Origin of the sequence: Acinetobacter ihumii (genome assembly GCF_900625095.1) — a bacterium.
Taxonomy (GTDB): domain Bacteria; phylum Pseudomonadota; class Gammaproteobacteria; order Pseudomonadales; family Moraxellaceae; genus Acinetobacter; species Acinetobacter ihumii.
The window spans coordinates 1988035-2001786 of sequence record NZ_LR130760.1 but is presented as its reverse complement, the minus strand read 5'-3'; the positions used below and the strand labels follow the sequence as shown (position 1 = coordinate 2001786).

The window sequence follows — 13752 nt, the reverse complement described above, 5'->3', positions numbered from 1 at the left end:
GGAACGCGAGGTTTTAGACCGCTGCGGATTTACGCAAACTTTGCGGTGCGTGCAGTTTGAGCTGCTGAACAAGGTCGTAAATATGATGAATATTTAAACTTACTTTAGCACGTGTACAGGCCACGTAAAGCAATCTTAGTTCTTCATCACTGATTTTATGTTCGAGTCCATTGATTTTAAATTGATAATCATCTTCCAGATGCACCCGATCCCATTCCAGACCTTTGGCTTTGTGCGCGGTAGAAATAACATAATCTGCCTGCTCGATCGGGGTAATTTTTGCCAAAGCGCGTTTGAGTGGATCAGTACCATGGTCATCGACCAGTTTGACCAACGGTTTAATATCACTACCATCGTTGGTTTCACAATATTCATGCACATCATGCCATGAATTAAACCATGCCAATTCAGGCACATCGGTCACGCGTTTGCCTTGTTTGAGTAAACTGGCTGCATCGACAAAACGATTGAGTTTATTGTGATCGGCTTGCAAACTGACTTTATCACCATGTACTAAACCTGCCAGTAATAATTCCATCGCACGTGCATTGGTGCGACACAGAATCGCATCACGTTGTTTGGTATGCGGTTTATTGACCACTTTTGAGTCTAGCTGAGGATTACCGAGTAAAGGTACGCTTTCATCCAGTCCGCTTAATAAATAGTTGGCGACATCTGCAATTTGTTCCCCAAAACGAAATGACGTGGTTAAACGTGATTCGGGCAGGGGAAGTTGCTGCATGGCATTGACCGCACCGCGCCATGCATAAATTTGTTGATGTGCATCGCCTACATAAATGACTTGTGTACTGCGCTGCCTAAGCAGGATGCCAAGCATGAGAGGATCGGCATCCTGTGCTTCATCAAAGAGCACATAATCGGCAGGAATATTCGGTTCAGACAATGCCCATAATTTGAGGTAAATATCATGTCCAATTCCTGCCTGATGCGTTTGATCAATCGACTCTAGCCAGCGCCGTTCGACGGCGGGATAGAGATGTTTTTGTAATTGTTCAATATCATCGGGATGCAGCCAACTTGGCGCTTGAATATGTCGCGGTGCTGGATATTGCGAACTGGTCGAGCAAAAATAACTGACCGCATTGGCGACTAAACTGGCCAGACGGCTGGGCATCATGACATATTTTTCATAACGTCCACCCATCATACGGCGTAAAGTAATCGGTTCTAGCCGGTAATCTTTTGCCATAAAACTGGGGCTGAGACGGGGTAAACGTAATTTATCAGTCACCCCACGTGGCACACTACGAAAAGCCAATGAGTGAAAAGTGCGACAGTCCACGTTACGATGAAACTTTTGTTGTGCTTCACTGGCAATGGCTTTATTAAATGCCAGATACATACCACGTCTTTGCGGCATGGCATCACTAATCAGTTGTAAAGTCGTGGTTTTACCTGTGCCTGCATATGCAATGACTTTAAATGATTCACCCAGACGCGCATTATCAATGGCTGTCGCTTGTTCATAGGTCGCTTTGGGTTTTTCAGTGCTAGACACAGTCCGTTATTATCCTTGTGTGCGATTGGCTTTTTCAACCAGTCCTGAAAGTCCCTGACGACGTGCCAGTTCATCCAGTACCCGTTGTGGATCAAGATCAAAATGACCGAGCATGACGATACTATGAAACCATAAATCTGCTGTTTCATAGATCAGATCATTTAAGTTTTCCTGTGTCGGTTGAATGGCATAATCTTTCGCGGCAATGATGGTTTCAACACTTTCTTCACCGACTTTTTCCAGAATTTTGTTCAAGCCTTTTTTGTAAAGACTGGCGACATAGGAACTATCGGCATCTGCTTGTTTACGCTGTTGCATGAGTTGTCCCAGATGCGCCAAGACATCGACTTGTTCTTGTAAGGCACCGTGATCATGCGCTTCAGTTTTGGCCGATGCACCATAAATCGCAGTTGGATCTTTGAGTTGTGGATCGACAATTTCCCAACCTTGTGGGGTGAGCTTACGATAAAAACACGATTCACGACCCGTATGGCAGGCGATGCCGCCGTGTTGTTCCACTTGCAAAATGATCACATCGCCATCACAGTCCAAACGGGTTTCATACACCGTTTGAAAATGGCCTGATTCTTCACCTTTATGCCAAAGTTTTTGACGAGAGCGTGAGAAATAAACCGCTTGTTGTTTTTCTGCGGTCAGCGCAAGCGATTCACGATTCATCCATGCGACCATTAAAATACGGCCTGTCAGATGATGCTGTGCGATGGCAGGAATAAGACCTTGTTCGTTAAATTTTACTTCATCGAGCCATTGCACGTTGTTCATAACATCTCACCAGAATTATGGAATAAATAAGTTCATCTGCGATCATCAATCGCACGCTATAGTGTACGGCATCTGTGTCACATTTCGGAAAAAAACTCATCTTTTTTATGATGAGGATGGAGGCGCTTTAAATCTATCTAGCTTAAATTCTGACTGAAAATAGCGCTTTGATGATCAGATTGAGCGATCTTTGCATAATTCATCTGGCTGAGTGATGATATTTTTAAACCAGAAATGGTCAGTGCCATCTGTTTGCGTAGGTAAGGAATTTGGTACATCCAGTAAAAACTAAAATCGCGAAAACTTCCTGTCCAAGAAGAGTTTGATTGATACAGTGGAGTGAGTAAACGGCTTAAAAATTGATAAAACTGCGTGGAAGAATAGCGTAACTGATGATAATGCTGCCAGAACATTGTCCAATCGACTTGCTGATCTGGGAATTGTTGCATGGCTTGTCCCAAGGCCCAAGCATCCAATAATGCCATGTTTGCTCCTTGCCCTAATTGTGGACTCATTGCATGTGCGGCATCCCCAATAACGCCAATCCGACCTTGTCCAAATTTTGACATCACTACATCTCGATACTGAGCCGATAACCATGGCAGATTTTCATCTTGGTGTATGGTCTGTTCAAGCCAATCTGCAACGGGTTTCCAGCGAGAAGAAACCTGCTGAAGAAGCCATTCATGTTGAAGTGGATGATCTAAGAACTGTTGTAACTGATGACTTGGTAAACTCCAAAATACGCTTGATAGGCGTTGATTCGGTGCTTGAGGAATAGCACCTGTCGGCAAAATGCCCATCATAATCTGTGAACGGTCATAAAATTGATGAAGAATCTGAGGGTCAAAATCCTGACATTCTGGAACAATACGCCAGACTGCACCCCACGGATAAGGCTTATCGACTTTAACCCAAGCGTTAGGACGTAAATGGCTACGCGCACCATTGGCAACGATCACCGCATCAAAATTGTCCTCAAACATGTGTTGTTGATGCTGACCAAAAATGTTTACACCGTCATTATTCTCTTTTAAATAATGAATTTCATGCGACATTTTCCATGTCACATTGGCGGCGTAGTCTGCTAATTTTGAACTGAGTAAATGACATAAGGTCGCGCGATGAATGCCGATACCGTAATGTTGTGGATTGACTTCGTGATAATGACTGTTGACCAGCAAGCGTTGATTGGCCAGTCGACCCTGCAAACCTGTCACCATTGCGCCGAGTTTTAAGGTGTCCTGTAAGATGCCTAAATGTTCAAAGACTGCCAAGCCCGCAGGTTGCAACAATAATCCTGCGCCGACAGGCTGTAAGCAGTCAACTTTTTCAAATAGGCTGACATGAATGCCCTGTCGTGCAAATAAAATGGCGGTGGCTAAACCTGCTGTTCCTGCACCAATAATGGCAATATTTTTAATTTTTTTCATGATCGTCGATCTTTTATTTTTTTAGGGAATAGATGAGGAAAATAGCTCTTCCTCATCTATAGATGTGGTTTTATTTAATAATGCGCCAAATTGCTAACACGGCAGTCACTGCAATCAGAACAATCGACACATACCATGGTGCAATCAGCGCGATACTGAGCAAAATGAGCATCAAACTGCCGAATAACCAGCTACGTTGCTGTTGTTGCTGAATCTGCATACGCAGTTGTTGAATTTCCCGAACTTGGCGGTCATGCCATGCAGACTGATTTTTTAGACCATTTAAACTGTCGATCAGTAAAGTGGGTAAGTCATGTGCACCCAGTAATAAATCTGGAATTTGCTGACCAATTTCTTTCATGTTTTTGACAGGATTCATATTGGATTTGACCCATTCGGTCAAAATTGGTTTCGCCAGTTTCCAGATATCTAATTGTGGATAAAGATCGGTTCCCAATCCTTCAACATGCACCAATGTTTTAAGCAAGAGCATTAATTGAGGTGGAATTTCCAGACGGAAACGACGCGCAATATCCATGACTTGCAATAAAATTCCTGCAAAATCCAATTGATCCATTGGTTTTGACACCATTGGACCCACAGTGCGACGCATTTCACGGGCTAATGCATCTTGGTCAGTTCCCGGTGGAATCCAGCCTGCTTGGTGCACAATCTGGATCAGTTGCATGAAATTATTATTCATGACCGCCAGCAACATCCGCGCAACAGTCATTTGATCCTGTTTGGACAATTCACCCATAATCGCACAGTCCAGTGCAATATAACGCGGTGACACAGGATTAATGGTTTCGACAAAGACATTGCCGGGATGCATATCAGCATGGAAAAAATTATCGCGGAAAACTTGGGTGAAAAAGATAATTAACCCTTTTTCCGCCAAATCAGCGCGATCCATGCCTAAACGATCAAAAGTGGCCGTATCAGAAATAGGCACACCGGTAATTCGCTCGGCAACCATCACATCTTTGCTGTCCATATAGACTTCTGGCACATACATCATGCTAGAGCCCGTAAAATAATGGCGCATACGACGGGTATTATCGGCCTCAATGGTCAAATCCAGCTCATTTAAAATGATCTGGCGATAGTCCTGAATAATCTCTGTCAAATGCAAGGCACGAGCAGCTTCTAATCGACTTTCCAGCCATTGCCCGAGCCAAGTAATAATTTCAAAGTCTTGTAAAATTTGTACGCGAATATCAGGACGTGTGACTTTAACCACCACTTCACGACCATCGTGTAAAGCTGCGGTGTGTACTTGCGCAATCGAAGCAGCGGCCAAAGGCTGCTCATCAAAACGTGCAAATAATGTATTTACATCGGCTTTAAATGATTCCTGAATGCGTTGTCTGGCCACTTGAGCATCGAATGGTTTGACCTGATCTTGCAATAACACCAATTGCGATAATACTTCAGGTGGAATTAGATCACGGCGTGTGGACAATAATTGCCCTAATTTGATCGCCAAAGGTCCCATATCTTCCAGTGCTTGCTTGAGCTTCAGCGGATTCTTGCGTTCACGGCTCGACCAAGCCGCAGGATGCAAACGGATCAAGGCTAAAGCATGACGTGCTTTGGCTGGTAATTCTTCCGCAGGAAACAGGGTGTCAAGTCGATAATGTGCTGCAATGCGCCAAAGTTCGAATAACCGTGTAACGTGCGGAATCATAATGGGATATTACCTAATCGTTTGTTTCATTAAATTGTGAATTAAGCTGTTGAAGTCTGGCTTCAAGACGATCAATGTCCTGATTTAACTGTCGAGTGGACTGATTAAGATCATCCATTTGCCAGCGTGATGCAAACAAACCACTATCTTCTTTGAGGGCATCTTCTGCAAAAAACAAATGGCTTTGCAGACTACGTTTCATCTGTTTGGGCATTAAACTGATTTTAGCCAGCTCATGGGCGAGTGTCGGGCCAATCCACGGACTTAAATGTGCAGCCAGATCGGGTTCAGCCTGTTGCATAATGCGTTGAATATTCTGTAACAGATGATAATCACCTGTCAGAGGGATATTGCCAATCTGCTCAGCATCACCTAATAAAAGCTTGAGGAGTTCAACCACGTTTTTGACATGCAAGGTCGCGGTTGCCTCATGAATTCTAACTTGCTCATCAAAAGGACGCGTTTCGAATAGAGACGGTTTTAAGCTATGCCCCGTCACTGTCGGTTCAAGGCGAACTTTATTGTCATCAAAAAATACATCAACCGAAAGCTGCGGACTATCAATAATAACGCGCAGCAATTGACCTTGTAATTGATTCAGTTGAATACGGGTAATGACATCCAGATTGATAAAATGATGAATAGCGCGTTCGATTGCACCAAGCGCAAGAATCGACCACATAATCATTGACCTTTAAAGTTTGAAACCACGATGCACCGCAACAATACCGCCCGTTAAATTATGATAGTCACAGCTTTGGAAGCCTGCTTTTTCCATCATGCCTTTGAGGGTACGTTGGTCAGGATGCATACGAATGGATTCAGCCAGATATTTATAGCTTTCCGAATCATTTGCCACCAGCTTACCCATGATAGGTAATGCAGTGAATGAATATAAATCATACAATTTTGAAAAAGGTTCAAAGACAGGCTTTGAAAATTCAAGAATCAGTAAACGACCGCCCGGCTTAAGCACACGATACATGGCTTCCAGTGCCGCATCTTTATCCGTGACATTACGCAAACCAAAACTAATGGTAACCAGATCAAAACTTTCATCTGCAAAAGGTTCTAAAGTTTCAGCATTGGCCAGTACAAAGTCGACATTGGTACAGCCTGCATCCAATAAACGATCACGCCCCACATTGAGCATGGATTCGTTAATATCTGATAACACCACATGACCCTGTGGGCCTACTTCACGGCTAAACACTTTGGCAAGGTCACCTGTACCGCCTGCAATATCTAACACTTGTTGACCACGACGCACACCCGACATATTGATGGCAAAGCGTTTCCATAGACGATGGATACCAAATGACATGAGGTCATTCATGATGTCATATTTGCTGGCAACGGAATGGAATACTTCTGCCACTTTCTGTGCTTTGTCTTCTGAACTTACGGTCTGATAACCAAAGTGGGTGGTTTCACCGACATTCCCTGTACGACCTGCACCACGTGGGAGGTTGTATTTCGGCACATGATTGTTTTGCGAATCAGAAAAACCTTGTTGTAGAGATTGTTGCTGACCTTGAGGAGTACCCTGTGGTAGAGGCTCATTGAGGAAAGGACTATGACTGTCTGAACGCGATGCCTGCTCAGTTGAAGACGTGGGCTTTTGATTTTCGTTAGACATCTTGTCGCTCCTCAGTTTGAACACATTATAAAGTGATTATGGCTGTACGCATGATGACAGAGTTTAGTCGGGTTTTACAGTCATCATCATGCAATCGTTATCAATACTATACAGAAAATTATAAAAATAAGGCACTTAATGCCTTTTCTTGCAAGGTGTGTCAATCAGGAATTAGCGAAAAGGATCGGGATGATCTGAATGCACTTTTTCGATAATATCACGTTCAACCGCGCTAAAGGTGCGAATAAATTGTTCTGCCGATTTGAGTGGTTTCATCGCCATAAAACCTTCCTGAATAAATTCATACATCAGGTCAAAATTGTATTTATGCGCAGCGCTTTTACACATTTTAAAAGCAGCATACATCATCAATGAACGCATATATTTATCGAGTGCTTCCCCTAAATCATCCAGTGCCTGTAACTGGGTTAATCGCTGTTCTTTCTGATCTAGCTTGATCAGGGTTTGGCGCATCATTTCATCGGTGATTGGTGCTTCGGCAGGGTAGTCCTTAAGGAGTTGAATCGCGATTTGTTGATCGAGTTGCATCGATAATATGGCTAAACCAACCGATTTGGTGCCTGTTTTAATAGCATTATCTGGAATTAAATTTTCGGCTTTATGTGCGTATTTAAGTAAGCGTTCAATTTGTAAAGCCAATGAATCAAAATCTGGACCACCATATAAACGGTTGAGAAAATATTGCGCCATCAGTTGATTTTCAGGTTGATTAAAGTAGTCCTGATGCGTATGTTTTATACGTTGTTTGAGCCAGTCTTGGGCATCATGAAGACGTTGTTTTAGTGTTGCATCATGATGATATTCAAAGGCATTGTATTGTTGAAGTAAGTCGTCAAATGGAGCAAGTTTGGACATAGATATCGTTTTTTTCAAAAATTGATAAGAGCATAAAAGGCTTAAATGCATAACACTATGGCTATTATAGAGCTAAACCTAAGCAATAAGTCCAGAATGAAGTCTATTTGAAATAGACTTCATAGTTTAAGGTTGAGCTAAAGCTTCCTGCTACTGTTGGTTTTGAGAAAAATAGAACACCCGCTTCAAAGCTCTTGGTTAGGTTTGAACCGTTACTACTCCCAAAGTCAAAATTGGTATCAAGTGGAATTTCTTGTGTTCCTCCTTGGGGGAAAACTTTAATTCCAACGACATTTTTCATACCAGTTTCGGATGCTGTTAGGGTCGTGGCATCATAACGTTGATTAGAAGTAAATTTGCCAACAAAGGAATATTTTGCACAATCTTTGCCTGTGGTGGTGACATTAATCGTAAAAGGAGTACGACGTAAAATACTGCCCGTGTCCTGATAGGCATAATAGCTTCCAAGATCTACATTTTGTGTATTCAGACTAGTAATACAGTCAATATAAGTTACATTGACATTTGATACTTTTTCCTGAAAGTTACCGTTTGCATTGCGACCACCTTCACCATCAAGTTGAAAGACTTGGTAGGTTTGTGCGTTTGAGGTGTAGTTATTTCCTGAACCTCGGGATTTAATATATAAGGAATAACTAATGGTAATGGTTTGAGGATCGGAACAGTTTCCTGAACGACCAATTAATTTGCAATTTGCGCTTGAAGTCTTGGAATTGGTTTGCTTGTTGATGGCAGTCAAACCTGTATTTATCCTATTTTCAATAAGTGAGTCGATCGGATATTCAGTGCCATTATAATTTATACCTAAAATTAAATTGGTATTGCGAAAAGCGGTTGCCAGCGTTTTAGCGGTATCGTCCAAATAAAGATAAGCTTGTTCAGTATTATTTGTTGAGTAGTCATCGTAACAGGTAAACGTAGTACTATAAACGGGCGACTGCCATAATAAAGAACCCGCAGTCTGGTTCGAGTTGGTGACACGGATAGGCGTAACCAATGTGGTGTGGGTGGTATTGGTTGCACTATTAATATTAAAGTTTGATGTGGCTTTTTGACCTTCCAGACAGCGTGTTGCCCAACTTGATTGTATGCCAACGATACTCAAAGCTAAAAATAGACAACACTGTAATAGGTGTAATTTTGATATGAAATGATTCATTTTATTGTGCTCCTATTACATGACAGTCAAGATTAATTTCGTCATAACCAATCTCCCGATTGCTCAAGGTCGGCAGAATAAACTTACATTGTTCATCATCGGTGTTTCCCCATTTGGCGACAAGCTGCTGCTGAGACTGTACCCCAGTGAGATAAGCCTGACCGTTTAATCCGACGAGCCCTACATTTTTTTGAGTCTTGGCATCTAAAATAGAAGCTCCAGTCGTTAAATATTTATCATTAAATCTTAGATTGGCCAGAACACTGTGTCCTGATTTCACATCAAATTTAACTTTTACGATGGCAAATTTGGTCGGTACGATATCGGTAATCACAGGGTCATCAATATTCATGTTCTGACCTAAATCTTCGGCTTTGAGTGCCACGCGGTTTCGCATATAAGCACTGGAGCCACTCACCACGGCATATCCAGACGCATCAATTTTTAATCCTGGCTGATTGTCGATACGAACACCTTGAGCACCTTTGGCCTCGATAATAATTGGATTACTATACATTTGCTGACCAAAAAGAATCCCACCTGAATGTATCAAAACTCCACCATTCACACTTGCCGAGATTTGTTGATATTGATCCGAATAGGTATAGCCAAAACTTGAGTTGAGTTTTGTGCCTCTATAATTGGTATTTAACGCCAGACTGTCATTATTGCTCTGTTCAGCATGACTGAATTGAAGTTGAGCATTCAGATTTTTATCTTCCAGAAAAGAAGCTGAAAGGGCAGTCGTGGCTGTGCTTCCAGTGATATGAGAATACTGATAGTTATTATTCGAGATCAGATCATATTTTTTTGCAGCACGAGGACGTTCCAATGGAATGCTGATATTGAAGCCAAGATTATAGTCTTCGCCCTGAAACATGGATTTATTTTTTTGATAATAAAGTCCATAGGCGATGTCTTTGTAGTTTTTGTTATAGCCAATTTGCCAGCTTTCCTGATCATACTCTTTTTGCCAAAAATCAGTTTTAGCTAAAGTGGCATAGATTTGTCCCCAATCGCCTAGACTTTGGTTCACCGAAATCTGAAATTGATTGCGCTTATTGTAATATGTAGAAGAGTAAAAATAGCGACGACGCTCTTGTTCTGTCAGTTGCTCATTATTTAGGGCGTTAGTATCATCATAGCTATATTGATAAAGACCATTTTTCCATTGTGACTTTTCCTGAACCGCATCACTTAAACTGTAATAATCTTGTGTCGAATAGCGGTAACCAACCAGACGAACATTGGTACCGAGTGAATTCAAGGATTTTGCATATAAAAATCTTAAACTCACCCCTTCTTTGGTAAGTCCTTGAGCAGTTTTGTTCTGGGCATACGTGATATCACTTGAAAATGCACCAAATCCTCCAAGTGACCACGCGAGACCTGCTGCTGCTGAATAGTAATCTTCTGCGGCAATAATACCAGTATAAGGCGTCAAAGCGTTGTTGATGCCGTATGCATAGGTGAACTGCCCAAAATACGGCCGATAGGTGTCGGTTAAACCACTTCTATATTGTCCAGCAGTTGCCTGAAATTTACTTTGTCCTGCACGTACCATATTGGGAACTGAGGAATAGGGTTGAACAAATTTTTGAATACGACCATCACTTTCGATGACTGAAACTTCCAGATTTCCGCTTTCATTGGCGGCATATAAATCATTGATAGTGAAGTTACCGGGTGCAACATTGGTGCTATAAATGATGTAGCCGTTTTGTCGAATTTCGACCGTGGCATTGGTTTGAGCCACCCCACGGATGACTGGTGCATAATTTTGTAGACCAATCGGAAGTTGAATGGCATCGCTACTCAACTGAATTCCTCTAAAATTGGTACTATCAAATACATCGTTATTGCTAAAACTATCGCCAATTTCTAAACGAGTTGGCGTGCTGGTTTGTAAGTCACGTTCTAGTTTATTGGAGATATTTTGCCAGCGTCCAGACTGACCTGAGTATTGAGTAAAATTACTTTGATTTCGATAACGCCATGCACCCCAATTAAAACCGCCATTGAGAAATAGAGAATTGTTATGTCTGTCTTGTGTGTCTTTATTATTGAAATAATTTGAGTTCGCTGCATAATTTAAGATCACGGCGTTAATGCCCTGATTAAATAACCGTGTCGGAACGTAACCGCGAGCATATTGCTGTAGATTAACTTGTGGAATAGATAAACTCAGTTTTTGTAGACTGATATCTTGATCTATAGAAACATTTGGAATGGCCGTTAAATCATAACATCCCTGAGCATCTTGTTTTTTTTGTTCTGGCGATAGAAACAAAATATTGTAGTTATCAATAAATGTCTGATCAAAACAAGGCACAATTTGGTTTTGTTCATTTTTATAAAACTGAACAGGGCGAGTATCCACCTTTTCATTGTTAATAAAAATTGAAAAATCATAAGTGCCAGGAACAATACGATAACCATATTTGACGGCATCAACAGAAACCTGATCGGTCACGTCTTGTAAAAATTCAGTATTAAACTCTTCGTTAGCAGCATGGGACAGTGTGCAAGACATGCAAAAATACAGTACTGTTAATCTAAAGTACATCCCGTTTAACCTTGGGTGTAAATGAGGCATACCCCGCACTCATTATTTAATTGATACAGGCGGCATTGGGGTGTTGCCACCATATTCATTGATATAGGTATATTGAATCTGATGAAGGTTGGAAGGTAAGCCTTTTAGCACTTCAATCGTTTCAAAGGGCGGAACCATATCCCGATTCATATTCGCAACGGGCTGAGTTTCATTGTTTAGCGTTAAGTCACCGATAGTCACGAACAGTGGGCTTTTATTTTCAAGCTTTAAAACCTTTCCATCGACAAACCAGCGTAATTTTTTAACCGCATCGACAAGCTCCATATCAATTTGAGCAGGACGATAGAACAGTTTGATTTTTGATCTAACTGCAAGTTGTAAGGTATTTTCAACTTCTGGTTTGGGTGGAATTTCCTGAATATTAATCCAGAATTGACTCTCTCGATCTGAAGCCAAGCCAGTTCCTGAATAAATGAAACGAAGAACAGATTCTTTTTTAGGATCAAGCTTTAATAAAGGTGGTGTGACCACAAAGGGAACTTTATTATCTGGAAGGGTTGTTTCACCAGTCTCTAGCCAGCTTTGTACCATATAGGGTTGAGATGCATTATTTCGGATATTTAAAGTCGCTGCTTTCGCATTCGCATTATAAATCACACGACTTGCCAAGGCTTGAATCGCTGCATGACTATGAGTTGTACACAATACCGCAGTAGTTAAACATGTAGATATAAAAAACCGATTCAAGCGCATCATCATGATCTCAACCTTTATGATTACATCTTATTTTTGTTGAATAGTCACGCGTGCAGTCGCATTTGCAGCACCCGCAGCAACGGTTGCACCTGTTGCTTGGTAAAATGCCTGTAAATTCAAAGTACCCGTTGCAGCGCCGGCAGCACCTGAAGTTGTAATTGCTGCATTTGAATTACCTGTTGCAGTTGTGTTAATGGTGACAGGTGTTGCACCATCAGCACTTGTAATTGCAATACCTACACCCGTTGCATTACTCACTTTAAGTAAATTGGTGCTGGTCGCATCAGCTGTACCAGTGAAAGCAAATTGATAACTACCCGGGTTACAGTTTGCAACAGTCAAGGTAAACGGTTGAGGACGAGATTTGTCGCCTGCTGCCTTAAAGGTAGAGGTTGCCCAATCCCCTAAAATAACATCAGATGCCGAATTACCATTTACAGCGACATCACAAGCCGCATTGACAATACTGCCTTTGAAATTAATGGTGCCAGCATCAGCAAAACTTTGTGTAGATACAGTGAATGCTGCTGTTGCTGCAAGAAGTGTAAGAAGAGATTTCATTGGTACGACCCTTTTTAAAATAGCTTAACAAATATACAATTCGCATTTTTTTAGGAATTCGCCAACACCAAAAATAAATAAAATAATTTTGTGACGAAGTTCACGTTTTTAAATATACAACATTTAGGTAAAAAGAAACTATTTTTTATAAAAAAACTGTGATTTTTTTTGTAATTTTTAAACTTATTTTGACTTAATTAGTTATTTGTTGAAGTTGTGATAACTCTAAACACTTATTTTATAAAACTAAATTTGCTAAAAATATGGAGATAAACAGATAAATAAAACATAGGAAAAAATAATGAATAAAAATATAAAAATTACACTCATCAGTATAATGAGTTTATTGCTGTGTTTATTCAGGTTTGCAGCGGCTGCTGAAGTTCATTTTCAGGGCAGAATTGTTGAACCCGCATGTGATGTGTTAATGCAAAAGGAAATTTCTTGTCACCCCATTGCTCATCAACGTGAAATACATGCACAGATGCTGAATACGGATGCGTTTATCTCTAAAGATCAAGTAGAGCAGTTTGTTCAGCATCAAAATAAAGGGCATGGTTCAATGTGGTCAATCGAGCTCATGGACAATTCAGCCAAACCCCAAAATATTGCCAATCTTATGGTTAAATACCGTTAAGTCACATTGAAACCAGTTCTTTGCCCAGATGATCAAATCACCTAGATCGATGTCATTGTATCTATTTATAGGCAAAAGTTTGAGATAGGTGTCATGGTCTGGATTTTGTTTTTTTAAATTG

Annotated in this window: 12 protein-coding genes; 1 reads left to right on the top strand and 11 read right to left on the bottom strand. The window is 41.1% G+C overall.

Annotated elements, in window-relative coordinates; all coding sequences use genetic code 11:
- Nucleotides 1-13 precede the first annotated feature (13 nt).
- The 11 genes from E0D95_RS09440 to E0D95_RS09390 all read right to left on the bottom strand — a co-directional run bounded on the left by E0D95_RS09440 (nucleotide 14) and on the right by E0D95_RS09390 (nucleotide 12994).
- Entirely contained in the window at nucleotides 14-1519 is a 1506-nt protein-coding gene (locus E0D95_RS09440) for a UvrD-helicase domain-containing protein (protein WP_130803621.1), read from the bottom strand.
- Between the two features lie 9 nt (nucleotides 1520-1528).
- Nucleotides 1529-2302 carry a bifunctional phosphoribosyl-AMP cyclohydrolase/phosphoribosyl-ATP diphosphatase HisIE gene (gene hisIE, locus E0D95_RS09435; RefSeq protein WP_130803620.1) on the bottom strand — a complete coding sequence of 258 codons (774 nt, stop codon included), beginning with the start codon at nucleotides 2300-2302 and terminating at the stop codon, nucleotides 1529-1531.
- A 137-nt stretch (nucleotides 2303-2439) separates the two neighbouring features.
- Complete coding sequence (locus E0D95_RS09430; protein WP_130803619.1) at nucleotides 2440-3735, bottom strand: FAD-dependent oxidoreductase; 1296 nt, start codon at nucleotides 3733-3735, stop codon at nucleotides 2440-2442.
- Between the two features lie 70 nt (nucleotides 3736-3805).
- Nucleotides 3806-5425 (bottom strand): ABC1 kinase family protein, encoded by a 1620-nt coding sequence (locus E0D95_RS09425; RefSeq protein ID WP_130803618.1) that lies wholly within the window; start codon nucleotides 5423-5425, stop codon nucleotides 3806-3808.
- A 13-nt stretch (nucleotides 5426-5438) separates the two neighbouring features.
- A complete protein-coding gene (locus E0D95_RS09420; RefSeq protein WP_130803617.1) occupies nucleotides 5439-6107 on the bottom strand; it encodes a ubiquinone biosynthesis accessory factor UbiJ in 669 nt (222 codons plus the stop codon).
- Nucleotides 6108-6119: 12 nt separating this feature from the next.
- The gene (ubiE, locus tag E0D95_RS09415) at nucleotides 6120-7064 is read right to left on the bottom strand and encodes a bifunctional demethylmenaquinone methyltransferase/2-methoxy-6-polyprenyl-1,4-benzoquinol methylase UbiE (protein WP_130803616.1); all 945 of its coding nucleotides are present in this window, start codon (nucleotides 7062-7064) and stop codon (nucleotides 6120-6122) included.
- 171 nt (nucleotides 7065-7235) lie between these two features.
- Nucleotides 7236-7940, bottom strand: coding sequence for a DUF8198 family protein (locus E0D95_RS09410; RefSeq protein ID WP_130803615.1), 705 nt, complete (start codon nucleotides 7938-7940; stop codon nucleotides 7236-7238).
- A gap of 103 nt (nucleotides 7941-8043) precedes the next feature.
- Nucleotides 8044-9120 carry a hypothetical protein gene (locus E0D95_RS09405; RefSeq protein ID WP_130803614.1) on the bottom strand — a complete coding sequence of 359 codons (1077 nt, stop codon included), beginning with the start codon at nucleotides 9118-9120 and terminating at the stop codon, nucleotides 8044-8046.
- A 1-nt stretch (nucleotide 9121) separates the two neighbouring features.
- Entirely contained in the window at nucleotides 9122-11716 is a 2595-nt protein-coding gene (locus E0D95_RS09400; RefSeq protein ID WP_130803613.1) for a fimbria/pilus outer membrane usher protein, read from the bottom strand.
- Nucleotides 11717-11728: 12 nt separating this feature from the next.
- Entirely contained in the window at nucleotides 11729-12436 is a 708-nt protein-coding gene (locus tag E0D95_RS09395; protein ID WP_228258845.1) for a fimbrial biogenesis chaperone, read from the bottom strand.
- 24 nt (nucleotides 12437-12460) lie between these two features.
- The gene (locus tag E0D95_RS09390; RefSeq protein WP_130803612.1) at nucleotides 12461-12994 is read right to left on the bottom strand and encodes a fimbrial protein; all 534 of its coding nucleotides are present in this window, start codon (nucleotides 12992-12994) and stop codon (nucleotides 12461-12463) included.
- 301 nt (nucleotides 12995-13295) lie between these two features.
- On the opposite strand from E0D95_RS09390, the gene E0D95_RS09385 reads away from it, so the two are divergent.
- The gene (locus tag E0D95_RS09385) at nucleotides 13296-13631 is read left to right on the top strand and encodes a type 1 fimbrial protein (protein WP_130803611.1); all 336 of its coding nucleotides are present in this window, start codon (nucleotides 13296-13298) and stop codon (nucleotides 13629-13631) included.
- The last annotated feature ends 121 nt before the right edge of the window (nucleotides 13632-13752 follow it).